Below are 13,103 nucleotides of genomic sequence, written 5' to 3'. Positions count from 1 at the left end.
TCGACTTCGGATGGTAGGCGGTCACGGCGGGTCAGCCCTTGACCGCGCCGGCGCTCAGGCCCTGGACGAGGTACTTCTGAATGACGGCGAACACGAGCACCACGGGAACCGCAGCGATCAACCCGCCTGCAGCGAGCACACCGAAGTCGACGTTGTACGACCCGATGGTGTAGCTGAGTCCCACCGGCAGAGTGAACTTCTCCTGGCTGCTGATGAACATGAGGCCGAAGAGGAAGTTGTTCCAGCTGCCGATGAAGGCGAACGAGCCGACGGCGATCAGCCCCGGCTTGAGGAGAGGCAGCATGACCATACGAAAGGCCTTCAGCCGCGAGCACCCGTCGACCATGGCCGCTTCCTCGAGCTCCACCGGAATCTGGGCGATGAAGCCCGCCATCAGCATCGCGGCGAGAGGGAGCTGGAACACGGTGTCGGCCACGATCAGTCCGGCCAGGTTGTTGATGAGACTCATCTCGCGGAAGATCTCGAACAGCGGGATGAGCAGCATCGCGCCGGGGACGAACTGGCTGCACAGCAACGCCATCACCAGAGGAAGCCGGCCGCGGAACTTGAACCGTGCCAACGCATATCCGGTCGCGAGTGCCACGAACGTCGTCAGGACGAGCGACAGCGCGGCGACGATCATGGAGTTCTTGAAGAAGAAGCTGAACCCCAGCGTGTTCCACACGGTGTCGAAGTTCTCGAACGTGATGGGCCACGGAAGCATCGAGTTCGAGTCCGCGGGGCGGAAGGCGAAGACGACCATCCAGTAGAACGGCACGAGGGTGAAGAGCAGGTAGATCGCCAGCGGCAGCCCGACGCTGAGATACCGAGTTTTCGTCTTGTACATCCGCAGTGGAGGTTCGGAGCGCGAGGAGGTCGTCAGAGCAGGGCGATCTGCAGTCGTGGTCATGGTGGATCAGCCCTTCTCGTTGTTGAACTTGCTCAGGCGCAAGTAGAGGATCGAGCAGAAGAGCAGGATGAGGAACGCGACCGTGGTCAAGGCCGATCCGTACCCGAAGTCCTGCGCGGTGATCGCGAGTTGGGAAACGTACAGCGGCAACGTGGTGGTGACGTCCGCAGGACCGCCCGCGGTGAGGGTGTAGAGCAGGTCGACGTTGTTGAACTCCCACACGCCGCGGAGCAGCGTCGAGAGGATGATGACGGCCTTGAGGTGCGGGAGCGTGACGAAACGGAAGCGCTGCCAGCGGCTGGCACCGTCCACGTTGGCCGCCTCGTACAGGTCCTTGGGCGCACTCTGCAGTTCGGCCAGGATCAGGATCGCGAAGAAAGGGACACCTCGCCACAGTTCCGCGACACCCGTCGCCCAGAAGGCGGTGTCCGGGTCGGCGATCGGAGCAGCTGCGCCGTCACCGATTCCCATGTCCCCCAGCAACTTGAAGATGCCGGTGGACGGGTTGTAGATCAGCAGCCAGATCCCGGTGGTGAGCACACCCGACACGGCCCAGGGCGAGAACACGAGGGCGCGAGCGAGTCCACGTCCGCGGAACACCTCGTTCACCAGCAGCGCGAGGCCCAGACCGAGTACGAGCTGGAACACTACTTGGAACAGGACCCACTTGCCGGTGGTGACCAGCGACGTCCAGAACAGATCGTCGGCGAACATCAGGCGGAAGTTGTCCAGCCCTGCGAAGCCGTTCTCCCAGGGCGTCGTGGGGTTGTAGTACTGCAGGCTGTAGTAGAAGACGCTGCCCACGGGATAGAAGATGAACACCACGAGCAGCAGCACGACGGGGGCGATCAGCAGATAGGGCGCCGAGAGACGGCGGCGTGAACGCCGCCGCATGGGGCCGGGAGATGCCGGCGCCGACGATCCTCCCGGTGTCGGGGAGATGGTGGTGACCATGGTGCACGCTCCGTTGGGTGGGCCGGGGTCGAGGGCGGACGGGACTGTCCGAGCCTGCTGTTGGTTCACATATATGAATGCTTGCCGCAAATATGAACCGTGGACACACTATGACCGCTGTCACAAACCACTGTCAAGAGCGTGCGGCGCCACGACCGCGCTCAACCACGACGCGGCGTCGGCCTGCATGGCCGCGCTGAACCTGTGAGGTTCCGGGTACCACGCCGAGTCCGAGCACGGAACGCTCGTGCGCGCAGACCGTAGTACCGACTCTGCCTCACGCATTCCCGCCTCTCCGAAATGGGCGTCGAACTGCGCGAACTGAACCAGAACCCGCGTCGGCGCCACCGTGAGCAGGTCCGGCCAGTCGCACACCGCCGGGAGTCCGGGCGTGACCATCCACCAGGACGTGTCGTCGGCATGTCCCTTGGCGATGTCGGCGAACGTACTCATGGACGCGGTGATCACACCGCCCCGGACCAGGCCGGGTGCACAGGCGAGGAGGTGACACCCGCGGGCTCCACCGACGGAGAACCCGGACACGCCGACCCGAGCGGCATCGACGCCGGACCGGTCGCGGAGGACCGACAACGCGACCAGATCCTCGACGAGGGCACGGCCGGCGAGTGATGTCCCGGTCAACACCGCGATCTTGGCCAGACCGTGCTCGTGCTCCCGCGCTGCTGCCTCGTAGCGGCACCTGCGGTCGGAGTCGGACTCTCGTCCCCGCGGGACAGCGTCGAAACCGGCCGCCACGGCCCGAGAGGGAAGGTCCTCCCACGCCACTCTGCGGCTCCCCCACCCGAACACGTCGTGAACCAGTACCGCGAAGCCGGCCCGCACCAGTCCGTCCGCCACACACAGACCGTCGTAGCCGCGTCGCCGCAGGTCGGCGATGCCGTCGGCGATGCCGTCCGGCCCGTCGGCGACCTTCTCCTTGCCGTGGAACTTCACGCCGTCGTGACCGTGGAGCAGCAGTACGCCGGGCAGGTCCCCGTCCTCCCCTGCCGGACGCAGGAGCCAGGCCTCCGTGTGTGGGCCGTCGTCCACCGACCAGAACAGTTCCCGACCCTCGACGCCGTCGCGTTTCCAGGTACGCCCGACCGTCACCTCCGGGCACGCCGGGTGCCCGAGGAGGCCGAGTGCGGCGGCGATGTTCTCGGATCGTGGACAGCGCCGAGCTGCATGTGTTCCCATGTGTGAATCCCGTTCTTTCTGATGAACAGTCCCATCTCGACCTACGAAAGGGCTTTCATGTCCGGCTCACCTGTCGAGCGCCTCGTCGCGCACGCGTACCCCTGGGACGTCCTGGGCGACCCGCACTTCGTGGACCGAGCCCGCGCGGTCGGCGTCGGCGAGATCGCCCTCGCGGCCAGCTATCACTCGACCCGGGCAGCGACCCCTCTGCATCCGCGACACAAGGTCGTCGACGCACACCACGCCGCGCTGTATCGACCCGTGCGCAGCGACGCCTGGGACGCACACCCCATCAGGGCCGTCAGCGCGTCCTGGGCGGGCTCGGAGGATGCATTCGCGGACGCCACCTCGATCCTCGTGGCGGCCGGCTTCGCCGTGAACGCGTGGATCGTGCTCGCACACAGCACGATCCTCGGCACGGCTCATCCCGACGCGACCGTGGTGAACTGTTTCGGGGACAGGTACTCTTATGCCTTGGCGCCGGGCCATCCCGACGTCGTCCGCTACGCCGCCACGCTCGCCGCCGAAGCCGTCCGAGGCGTCCCGGTGAGCGGAGTGTCCATCGAGGCGTGCGGCCAACTCGGCATCGCCCACGTGGGTCCCCACGAGAAGACCGACGGTGCATTCCCGGGTATCGGGGACACGCTCATGTCCATCGACTGCAGTGATCGACAGCGGGCACGGTGGGCCGAGCGCGGAGCCGATCCGGACGCCGTCGTCGCGAAGCTCCGCGCGGGCATCGACTCTCTCACCACCGGTCGACTCGCGCCGGACTCCTTCATCACGGACATGCTCGACGAGTCCGAGGCCTCCGCGGTGCTGGCCGTCCGCCATGCCGACGCCGACGCGCTGCGCCGCGAGGTTCTCACCTCGGTGCGGACCGAGGCACCGGAGGCGCGGGTGACCCTCCACGCGCATCCCGACCCGTGGCGGACCGGACCCTCCCCCGCCCTCACCGAGACGGCCACCGCGGACGTCGACGCGGTCCTCGTGTCGGCATGGCCGGGCACGGCGGACACGGTGTCGGTCGTCCGGGCCGCCCGTGAGCTCATCGGCGACGGCGTGAATCTCGGGGCCTACGTGTCCGTACTGCCCCCGAAGAAGCTCGACGAGGTCGACGCCCACGTGGCGGCCACGGTGGCGGCCGGCGCGGACGAACTGCATCTCTACCACCTCGGTCTCGTCGACAAGGCCCAGCTCGACGCGCTCAGCGCGATCGTCGCGGCCCACCGCTGAACCACACCCGGCGGGGGAACTCCCCCGCCGGGTGGGTCACATACGTTGTCCTAGTGGGTGATCGCAGAACGCGCCACCCACTCGCTGCAGAATCGGATCGTCGAACGTCCACTCGTGATCGGCGAGCAACTCCTCGGCGAACACCTCGGAGTCGTCCTCGGGTTCGTAGCCGATGACGGCGCCCTGCGCCTGCGACCACCATCCCCGCGTGTTGTTCGAGACACCCCACACGGTGTGGAAGCCATTGGCACGGGCCGACAACGACGCCTCGATCAGGCGGGCCGTGTCAGCGGGCGACATCCAGGAGGCCAGCCCTCGATAGTTCGGCGGTCGATCGAAGCTCGACCCGATCCGCAGATTGATCACGTCGATGCCGAAACGGTCGTGGTACAACCGGCCCAGCGCCTCGATCGCCGCCTTGCTCCAGCCGTAGAACCCGTCGGGACGGGTCTCGACGTCTCCGGCGAGCGCGGTCTCGCCGGCCTCGTCGTGCGTCCAGAAACCGACGGCGTGATTGCTCGACGCGGTCACCACCCGGGTGACTCCGTGCCGCACGGCAGCCTCGTAGATCGCCTGTGTGCCATCGACATTGACCGACAGGATGTTCGACCACGAGTCCTCGGTACTGAGGCCCCCCAGATGCAGCACGACGTCCACCCCTGCCACGGCCGCGTCGACCGCCTCACGGTCGGTCACCGATCCGAGCACGAACTCCTCTGTGGCCGTGTCGATGTCGTCGATCGCAGCGATGTCGAAAAGTCGGAGGGTACGACCAGGTCGCCGCAGGAGTGGCCTCAGCATCCGCCCCATGTTTCCGGCGGCTCCGGTGATCAGCAGTGTGCTCATGACGTCAGGACCTCTCGTCGATCGAATCTCTTGTAATACAGATCACGCTAGTACATACTTCTAGACGAAGTCACCGTACTGACGGTAGTTCATGTACGTGAACGCTCGCGACCCGCGGTCGTCACCGCGGTCCTTCGTACTTCTCACTCGGATCGTCCGACACGTTCCTGTCGGTGAAAGGACACACCATCATGGCCACCGTGGCATTCGAAGGCGTCACCAAATTCTTCGCCGGCGGAGAACAGCCCGCCGTGGACGATCTCGACCTCGCGATCGAGGACGGCGAGTTCCTCGTCCTCGTCGGTCCGTCGGGATGCGGCAAGTCCACGTCGCTGCGGATGCTCGCCGGTCTCGAGGACGTCGACCGGGGCACCATCGCGATCGGCGGCGAGGACGTCACCGAGCACCAGCCGAAGGATCGCGACATCGCGATGGTCTTCCAGAACTATGCGCTGTATCCCCACATGACCGTCGGCGAGAACATGGGCTTCGGACTGCGGATCGCCGGCGAGGACAAGGCGGAGATCAAGCGCCGAGTCGCGGACGCCGCGAAGATCCTCGACCTCACGGCATACCTGGACCGCAAGCCGAAGGCGCTGTCCGGTGGACAGCGTCAGCGCGTGGCGATGGGTCGTGCCATCGTCCGCAAGCCCAAGGTGTTCCTGATGGACGAACCGCTGTCCAACCTCGACGCCAAGCTCCGGGTGCAGACGCGTGCGCAGATCTCGGCACTGCAGCGCCGCCTCGCCACGACCACCGTCTACGTGACACATGACCAGGTAGAGGCCATGACGATGGGCGATCGGGTGGCCGTGTTGAAGGACGGCGTCCTGCAGCAGTGCGACACGCCGCGTCGGATGTACGAGCACCCGAACAACGTGTTCGTCGCCGGCTTCATCGGCTCCCCCGCCATGAACCTGCTCGAACTTCCGCTCGTCGACGGTGGCGTGCGGTTCGGTGGTGAGGTCGTTCCCGTTCCGCGCAGTGCCGTTGCCGGCATCGGCGAGAGCTCGGTGACGCTCGGGGTTCGGCCCGAGGACCTCGCGATCACCACCGGATCGGGCCTCGAGGTCACGATCGACGTGGTCGAGGAACTCGGAGCCGATGCCTATGCCTACGGCCGCGCCAAGGTCGACGGTGACGAACAGCTCATCGTCGTCCGTGCGGACGGCCGCATTCCACCGCAGCGCGGACAGGTGGTCACGCTCGCCTATGCCGCCGAGCGCACGCACCTCTTCTCCACCGTCACCGGCGAGCGTCTCGTCGACTGAGGAACACCGCGTTTACCGCGACGCCCACCGGCTACACCTCGCGTTGCGCAGTGGGACAGGCCCACTCGCGACAGGAGAGGATCCACCATGGCGAACACGAACAGAGCGGGCCGTACCGTGGTCCGCCGGTCACCGGTTCAATGGGGAGCACTGATCGTCGGCGTCGTGTTCCTTCTCGTCGGTGTGCTCGGGTTCGTCCCGGGCATCACGACGGACTACGACATGCTCACCTTCGCGGGCCACCACAGCGGGGCGATGCTCCTGGGCATCTTCGAGGTGTCGATCCTGCACAACATCGTGCACCTGCTGTTCGGCGTCGCCGGGATCCTGCTGGCCCGTGCACCGTCCTCGGCGAGGCTGTACCTCATCGGCGGCGGCATCATCTACCTGGTGCTCTTCGTGTACGGGCTCGTCATCGACCACGAGAGCAGCGCCAACTTCGTGCCGCTGAACGACGCCGACAACTGGCTGCACCTCGTGCTCGGCGTCGGCATGATCGGGCTGGGTCTCGCGTTGCCGCGCGTCGTCACGGGTACCACCGCGACACCGACTCGCTAGCCGAGTCCCCGCAGGATGCGGTCGGCGTGCCGGATCACCGGCGCGTCGACCATCCTGCCGTCGACGGTGAACACTCCGCGCTCGGTGGCGGCGGCAGCCACGACCCGACGGGCCCAGTCCACCTGATCGGCTGTGGGGGTGTAACACTCGCGGATCACGGCGGCCTGCGTCGGGTGCAGCGCCACCTTGGCGTCGAACCCCACCGCGACGGCGTCCTCCGACTCGGCGCGCAGTCCGTCGAGATCGGCGATGTCCAGATACACCGAGTCCAGAGCCTGGCGCCCGAAGGCCTTGGCCGCCAGCAGAGCGGTCGAGCGTGCGTGCACGGCCACGTCGCGATACGACCCGTCGCCGCGACGCGAGGACGCTCCGCCGAGCGCGGCCACCAGGTCCTCCGCGCCCCACATCATGCCCTCGCACCCGTCGGCTGCGCAGATCTCCGCAGCGTGCAGGATCCCGAGTGGGGTCTCGACGAGGGCGACCACCGATCGTGGAGCCAGTGCCGAGACGTCCTGCGCCGATTCACACTTGGGCACCATCACGCGGTGGTAGACCGTCTCGGACAGGGCTGCCAGATCAGCCTCGAAGTACGGCGTCGATCGCGCGTTGACGCGGATCACGGTGCGGTCCGGATCGAGTGGGGTGTCGACGACGGCCTGCCGCGCCGCTTCCTTGTCACCGGGGGCCACCGCGTCCTCGAGGTCCAGGATCACCACGTCTGCTGCCGCGGCGGCCTTCCGGTAGCGCTCGGGCCTGTCGGCCGGGCAGAACATCCAGACCGGACCGAGCCCCGTCACGACGCGGGAGCCATCCGGACGAGGGTCTTCCGCACGGCGCGCGCGACGACGTCGCCGTGCTGATTGCGGCCCGTGTGCTCGAACGTCACGACGCCTTCTCCGGGTCTCGACGCCGACTCTCGCTTGTCCGCGATCACCGTCTCGCCGTAGAGGGTGTCACCGTGCAGCATCGGCTTCGGGAAGCTGATCTCCGAGAACCCGAGGTTCGCGACGATGGTGCCCTGCGTCAGCTGGGCGACGGAGAGCCCGACCAGCGTGGAGAGCGTCCACATCGAGTTCACGAGCCGCTCCCCGAACGCGGTGTCCACGCTGTACGCGGCGTCGAGATGCAGCGCCTGCGTGTTCATCGTGAGGGTGGTGAACAGGACGTTGTCCGCCTCGGTGACGGTGCGCCCGGGCCGGTGCTCGTAGACGGTGCCCACCGTCATCTCGTCGAACCACAGGCCGCGCTGGACGATGCGCTCCGGTTCGGTCACAGCCCCACCTGGCGCGCGATGAGCATCAGCTGCACCTCCGTGGTGCCCTCGCCGATCTCGAGGATCTTGCTGTCGCGGTAGTGCCGCGCGACCGTGTACTCGTTCATGAACCCGTAGCCGCCGTGCACCTGCGTGGCGTCGCGCGCGTTGTCCATCGCGGCCTCCGACGAGATCAGCTTGGCGATGGCCGCTTCCTTCTTGAAGGGCTTGCCCGCCGACATGAGCGCTGCAGCGTCGTAGTAGGCGGTCCGGGCGGCGTAGGCGCGCGCCTCCATGCGGGCGATCTTGAATGCGATGGCCTGGTTCCGGCCGATGGCGGTACCGAACGCCTCGCGCTCCTTCGCGTACTTCACACTCTCGTCGACGCACCCCTGCGCCACACCGACGGCGAGCGCAGCGATGGCGATACGGCCCTCGTCGAGGATCTGCAGGAACCCGGCGTAACCACGGCCCTCGTCGCCGAGCAGATTCTCCAGCGGCACACGAACATCGGTGAACGACAGGGGGTGAGTGTCCGAGGCGTTCCACCCGACCTTGTCGTACGCGGGACCGGCCTCGAAGCCGGGGGTGTCCGTCGGCACGATGATCGAGGAGATCTGCTTGCGCCCGGAGGCATCGGTTCCGGTCACGGCGGTCACCGTCACCAGCTCGGTGATGTCGGTGCCGGAGTTCGTGATGAACTGCTTCGACCCGTTGATCACCCAGTGATCACCGTCGCGCACCGCGGTGGTGCGCGTACCGCCGGCGTCGCTGCCGGCACCGGGCTCGGTGAGGCCGAACGCGCCGAGCGCCCGGCCCGACGTCAGCTTGGGGAGCCACTCCTTCTTCTGCGCGTCCGTACCGAAGCGGTACACGGGCATCGCGCCCAGGGAGACACCGGCTTCGAGCGTGATCGCAACGCTCTGATCCACCTTGCCCAGCTCCTCGAGGGCGAGGCACAGCGCGAAGTAGTCGCCGCCCATGCCGCCGTACTCCTCGGGGAACGGCAGTCCGAACAGTCCCATGTCCGCCATGCCGCGGACCACCTCGTAGGGAAACGTGTGATCGCGATCGTGCTGCGCGGCAACGGGCGCCACCACGGTGCGAGCGAAGTCGCGCACCGAGGCGATCAGCTGCTGGTGCTCGTCGGACAACAGGCTGTGTCCCGCGACGGTCGATGTGCTCATGCTGCATCCTCTTTCGGGTCCGTGGTCATGCGTGCGAGTACCTGGTTCACGGCGACCTGGTCGCCTGTCGCCACCGTCACCTCGACGATGCCGTCCGCGGGAGCAGTGAGGGCGTGCTCCATCTTCATGGCTTCCACGACCACGAGAACGGTTCCGGCCGTGACGGTGTCACCGTTCGCCACCTCGACGGCGATCACGGTGCCCGGCATGGGGCTGCGCACCGTGTCCTCGAGCTCCATCTCGCCCCCGGCGGCGAGGTCGATCTCCGCGGCGGGGCGCAGATGCCACACACCACCGGAAGCCGCGAGCCAGAGCCCGTCCGCGTCCCGCGCAGCCCTGTACGTCGTCCGGCGACCGTCGATCGCGACCACGAGAGTCGCACCGTCGAGAGTCACCGTCAGCGACCGAGCATCTCCGCCGTCGACGGTCACCGCCGCGTCGCCCGGCGACCCGGTCACCGCGACGGTGCGCCGCCGCCCGGCGTCCTCGACGAGGACTGTCGTCGGTACGCTCCGACCACCGAGACGCCACCCGTTCGGAACAGTCCACGCGCCGGCGTCCTGCGCGGGCCAGGCTGCGCACCAATCGAACACGGCTGCGGCGGCGATGACCTCGTCCGTCGCGACGGGCGCCGCGTAGTCGGGTGCGACCCGGTCCAGCAGGCCCGTGTCCAGACGGCCGGCGGCGACGTCGGGATCGGCCAGCAGGTACGAGAGGAAGTCGATGTTGGTGCCCACGCCGAGCACCGCCGTCTCGCCGAGCGCCCGCCGCAGGATGCGCAGTGCCTCGGCGCGGTCCCGACCGTGCGCGATGACCTTGGCCAGCATCGGGTCGTAGTCGCTGCCCACCACCGTGTCCGGTGCGAGCGACGAGTCCACGCGGACACCGGTGCCCGCCGGTTCATGCAGTTCGATCACTCGGCCGCCGGTGGGCAGGAAGCCATGGCCCGGATCCTCCGCGTAGACACGCGCCTCGATCGCGTGACCGGTCAACGTCACATCCTCCTGCTGCAGCGGCAGCGTGTCGCCCGCTGCCATCCGTATCTGCAGCTCCACGAGATCGATGCCGGTGACCTCCTCGGTCACCGGATGCTCCACCTGCAGACGGGTGTTCATCTCCATGAAGAAGAAGTCGTCGGGCGCGTCGGCGGAGACGATGAACTCGACGGTGCCGGCGCCGACATAGTCGACACTGCGTGCGGTCGCACACGCGGCCTCGCCGATCCGCGCCCGCGTCACCTCGTCGAGCAACGGCGACGGCGCCTCCTCGATCACCTTCTGGTGACGGCGCTGCAGCGAGCACTCGCGCTCACCGAGATGGATCACGTGGCCGTGGGCGTCCGCCATCACCTGCACCTCGATGTGCCGGGGACGCAACACGAATCGTTCGAGGAAGAGGGTGTCGTCGCCGAACGACGACGCCGCCTCTCGCCTGGCCCGCACCAGTGCCGCCGCCAGGTCCTCGGCTCGTTCGACCAGATGCATGCCCTTGCCGCCGCCACCGGCCGACGGCTTGATCAGCACGGGGTAGCCGATGTCGCCCGCGGCCGCGATCAGTTCGTCGTCCGTGAGTCCGGGTTCCGCGATACCGGGCACCACCGGCACGTCGAACGCGGAGACCGCCTTCTTCGCCGTGATCTTGTCGCCCATGGTCTCGATCGCACGTGTCGGCGGGCCGATGAACGTGATGCCGTTCTTCTCGCACGCCGCCGCGAATGCCGCATTCTCCGAGAGGAACCCGTATCCGGGGTGGATCGCGTCGGCGCCGCTGGCGAGAGCCGCGTCGATCACCTTGTCGATGTTCAGATAGCTCTCGCGTGCGGGCGCCGGACCCAGTCGTACCGCGGTGTCCGCGGAGCGCACGTGCAGCGCGTCGGCGTCCGCGTCGCTGTACACCGCGACGGAGCGAATTCCCACGGTGCGCAGTGTCCGGAACACCCGGACGGCGATCTCACCGCGATTCGCGACGAGCACCGTGTCGATCGTGGTCATCACACTCACATCCTGAAGACGCCGTAGGACACCGGCTCGAGCGGCGCGTTGGCGCACACCGACAGAGCAAGTGAGAGAACAGTTCTGGTGTCGGCCGGATCGATGATGCCGTCGTCCCACAGCCGCGCCGTCGAGTGGTACGGGTTGCCCTGCTCCTCGTACTGACGGCGGATGGGTTCCTTGAACCGCTCCTGCTCGTCCTCGGTCCACGGCTCGCCGGACGCGGACCGCTGATCGCTGCGCACGGTCGCGAGCACCGACGCCGCCTGCTCCCCGCCCATGACGGAGATGCGCGCGTTCGGCCACATCCACAGGAAGCGCGGCGAGTACGCCCGGCCGCACATCGAGTAGTTGCCCGCGCCGTAGGACCCGCCGATGACGACCGTCAGCTTCGGTACCCGGGCACACGCCACCGCGGTGACCATCTTCGCGCCGTGCTTGGCGATGCCGCCCGCCTCGTACTCCCGCCCGACCATGAAGCCGGTGATGTTCTGCAGGAACAGCAACGGGACGCTGCGCTTGTCACACAGCTCGATGAAGTGGGCGCCCTTCACTGCGGACTCACCGAACAGCACACCGTTGTTCGCAACGATGCCCACCGGGTGGCCGTCGATGTGGGCGAACCCGGTCACCAGCGTGGTGCCGTACTCGGCCTTGAACTCCTGGAACTGCCCACCGTCCACCAGGCGGGTGATCACCTCGTGCACGTCGTACGGGGTGCGCGGATCTGTCGGCACCACGTCGTACAGCTCCGACTGATCGCTCGCAGGCAGCGGTGTGCGTACCTCCCACGGCGACGGCGTGCGGGGGCCGAGGGTCGCCACGATCGCGCGGACCCGGCGGAGCGCGTCACGATCGTCGGTCGCGAGGTGATCCGTCACGCCCGAGATCTTGGAGTGGACGTCGCCGCCACCGAGGTCCTCGGCCGTGACCACCTCGCCGGTGGCCGCCTTCACCAGCGGCGGTCCGCCCAGGAAGATGGTGCCCTGGTTGCGGACGATGATCGCCTCGTCGCTCATCGCGGGCACGTACGCGCCACCGGCGGTGCAGGACCCCATCACCGCCGCGATCTGGGCGATGCCCTTCGCACTCATCGTCGCCTGGTTGAAGAAGATCCGGCCGAAGTGTTCCCGGTCGGGGAACACGTCGTCCTGCATCGGCAGGAACGCGCCACCCGAGTCGACGAGGTACACGCAGGGCAGCCGGTTTTGCAGGGCGATCTCCTGCGCGCGCAGATGCTTCTTGACGGTCATCGGGTAGTACGTGCCGCCCTTGACCGTGGCGTCGTTGGCCACGACCATCACCTCGCGGCCCGACACCCGGCCGATTCCGGCGATCACACCGGCGCCCGGGCACGCATCGTCATACATGCCGTTCGCGGCCAGCGGGGCGATCTCGAGGAACGGGCTGCCGTCGTCGAGCAGCGTGTCGACACGGTCGCGCGGAAGCAGCTTGCCGCGGGATACATGGCGCTCACGGGAGGCGTCACTGCCGCCGCGGGCAGCGGCCGCCATGGCTCGGTGCAGCTCGTCGACCAGCGCGAGGTGATCGTCCCGCCTGCTCGTGCGCTCGGTTCGAGCACCGTCCAGCATCGTCATCGCTCAGCCCGTCCGTCAGTTAACACTCACTAACCAGGACAGTAAACGATGATTAACTGAAAGTCCACGGCGGATGCGTGGATCGCCAGGCGCGCGTGCGGAG

12 protein-coding genes are annotated in these 13,103 nt (G+C 67.5%); 3 read left to right on the top strand and 9 right to left on the bottom strand.

Annotation, left to right across the window (positions count from 1 at the left end):
- Positions 1-31 precede the first annotated feature (31 nt).
- The 3 genes from OG947_RS12720 to OG947_RS12710 all read right to left on the bottom strand — a co-directional run bounded on the left by OG947_RS12720 (position 32) and on the right by OG947_RS12710 (position 3,061).
- Entirely contained in the window at positions 32-910 is an 879-nt protein-coding gene (locus OG947_RS12720) for a carbohydrate ABC transporter permease (RefSeq protein ID WP_328811991.1), read from the bottom strand.
- Positions 911-916: 6 nt separating this feature from the next.
- Complete coding sequence (locus OG947_RS12715; RefSeq protein ID WP_328811990.1) at positions 917-1,864, bottom strand: carbohydrate ABC transporter permease; 948 nt, start codon at positions 1,862-1,864, stop codon at positions 917-919.
- Between the two features lie 120 nt (positions 1,865-1,984).
- On the bottom strand, positions 1,985-3,061 hold the full coding sequence (locus OG947_RS12710; protein ID WP_328811989.1) for an alpha/beta hydrolase family protein: 1,077 nt from the start codon (positions 3,059-3,061) through the stop codon (positions 1,985-1,987).
- Between the two features lie 57 nt (positions 3,062-3,118).
- On the opposite strand from OG947_RS12710, the gene OG947_RS12705 reads away from it, so the two are divergent.
- A complete protein-coding gene (locus OG947_RS12705; protein WP_328811988.1) occupies positions 3,119-4,297 on the top strand; it encodes a hypothetical protein in 1,179 nt (392 codons plus the stop codon).
- A 36-nt stretch (positions 4,298-4,333) separates the two neighbouring features.
- Here OG947_RS12705 and OG947_RS12700 read toward each other — a convergent pair whose 3' ends face one another.
- The gene (locus OG947_RS12700; protein ID WP_328811987.1) at positions 4,334-5,143 is read right to left on the bottom strand and encodes an NAD-dependent epimerase/dehydratase family protein; all 810 of its coding nucleotides are present in this window, start codon (positions 5,141-5,143) and stop codon (positions 4,334-4,336) included.
- Between the two features lie 191 nt (positions 5,144-5,334).
- Between OG947_RS12700 and OG947_RS12695 the strand changes: the two genes are divergently transcribed.
- Together OG947_RS12695 and OG947_RS12690 are read left to right on the top strand one after the other, a co-directional pair.
- Positions 5,335-6,414: an ABC transporter ATP-binding protein gene (locus tag OG947_RS12695; RefSeq protein ID WP_328811986.1), complete on the top strand. Its 1,080-nt coding sequence runs from the start codon at positions 5,335-5,337 to the stop codon at positions 6,412-6,414.
- A gap of 87 nt (positions 6,415-6,501) precedes the next feature.
- Positions 6,502-6,972 carry a DUF4383 domain-containing protein gene (locus tag OG947_RS12690; protein ID WP_222632151.1) on the top strand — a complete coding sequence of 157 codons (471 nt, stop codon included), beginning with the start codon at positions 6,502-6,504 and terminating at the stop codon, positions 6,970-6,972.
- On the opposite strand, the gene OG947_RS12685 is transcribed toward OG947_RS12690, so the two are convergent.
- From OG947_RS12685 to OG947_RS12665, 5 genes are read right to left on the bottom strand one after another with little or no spacing between them, the layout of a single operon-like run.
- Positions 6,969-7,745: an HpcH/HpaI aldolase/citrate lyase family protein gene (locus OG947_RS12685; protein ID WP_056442231.1), complete on the bottom strand. Its 777-nt coding sequence runs from the start codon at positions 7,743-7,745 to the stop codon at positions 6,969-6,971. The genes OG947_RS12690 and OG947_RS12685 overlap by 4 nt on opposite strands.
- A gap of 20 nt (positions 7,746-7,765) precedes the next feature.
- Positions 7,766-8,245 carry a MaoC family dehydratase gene (locus OG947_RS12680; protein ID WP_027506198.1) on the bottom strand — a complete coding sequence of 160 codons (480 nt, stop codon included), beginning with the start codon at positions 8,243-8,245 and terminating at the stop codon, positions 7,766-7,768.
- A complete protein-coding gene (locus OG947_RS12675; protein ID WP_027506197.1) occupies positions 8,242-9,411 on the bottom strand; it encodes an acyl-CoA dehydrogenase family protein in 1,170 nt (389 codons plus the stop codon). Before OG947_RS12675 ends, OG947_RS12680 begins: the two co-directional genes overlap by 4 nt.
- Positions 9,408-11,402 carry an acetyl/propionyl/methylcrotonyl-CoA carboxylase subunit alpha gene (locus OG947_RS12670; RefSeq protein WP_328811985.1) on the bottom strand — a complete coding sequence of 665 codons (1,995 nt, stop codon included), beginning with the start codon at positions 11,400-11,402 and terminating at the stop codon, positions 9,408-9,410. Before OG947_RS12670 ends, OG947_RS12675 begins: the two co-directional genes overlap by 4 nt.
- Before the next feature lie 5 nt (positions 11,403-11,407).
- Positions 11,408-12,994, bottom strand: a complete 1,587-nt coding sequence (locus tag OG947_RS12665; protein ID WP_307097675.1) for a carboxyl transferase domain-containing protein — start codon at positions 12,992-12,994, stop codon at positions 11,408-11,410.
- Between the last annotated feature and the right edge of the window lie 109 nt (positions 12,995-13,103).

The sequence above is a fragment of the Rhodococcus sp. NBC_00297 genome (assembly GCF_036173065.1).
GTDB lineage: Bacteria > Actinomycetota > Actinomycetes > Mycobacteriales > Mycobacteriaceae > Rhodococcoides.
Note: the sequence above shows the minus strand (reverse complement) of the source record. Positions and strands in the feature narration are given on the sequence as shown.

What these genes read in the sequence shown, in the direction of transcription:
- OG947_RS12685 (WP_056442231.1), bottom strand. Translation starts at nt 7,745, where the DNA reads ATGTTCTGCCCGGCCGACAGGCCCGAGCGCTACCGGAAGGCCGCCGCG.
- OG947_RS12675 (WP_027506197.1), bottom strand. Translation starts at nt 9,411, where the DNA reads ATGAGCACATCGACCGTCGCGGGACACAGCCTGTTGTCCGACGAGCAC.
- OG947_RS12710 (WP_328811989.1), bottom strand. Translation starts at nt 3,061, where the DNA reads ATGGGAACACATGCAGCTCGGCGCTGTCCACGATCCGAGAACATCGCC.
- OG947_RS12700 (WP_328811987.1), bottom strand. Translation starts at nt 5,143, where the DNA reads ATGAGCACACTGCTGATCACCGGAGCCGCCGGAAACATGGGGCGGATG.
- OG947_RS12720 (WP_328811991.1), bottom strand. Translation starts at nt 910, where the DNA reads ATGACCACGACTGCAGATCGCCCTGCTCTGACGACCTCCTCGCGCTCC.
- OG947_RS12715 (WP_328811990.1), bottom strand. Translation starts at nt 1,864, where the DNA reads ATGGTCACCACCATCTCCCCGACACCGGGAGGATCGTCGGCGCCGGCA.
- OG947_RS12665 (WP_307097675.1), bottom strand. Translation starts at nt 12,994, where the DNA reads ATGCTGGACGGTGCTCGAACCGAGCGCACGAGCAGGCGGGACGATCAC.
- OG947_RS12670 (WP_328811985.1), bottom strand. Translation starts at nt 11,402, where the DNA reads ATGACCACGATCGACACGGTGCTCGTCGCGAATCGCGGTGAGATCGCC.
- OG947_RS12690 (WP_222632151.1), top strand. Translation starts at nt 6,502, where the DNA reads ATGGCGAACACGAACAGAGCGGGCCGTACCGTGGTCCGCCGGTCACCG.
- OG947_RS12695 (WP_328811986.1), top strand. Translation starts at nt 5,335, where the DNA reads ATGGCCACCGTGGCATTCGAAGGCGTCACCAAATTCTTCGCCGGCGGA.
- OG947_RS12705 (WP_328811988.1), top strand. Translation starts at nt 3,119, where the DNA reads ATGTCCGGCTCACCTGTCGAGCGCCTCGTCGCGCACGCGTACCCCTGG.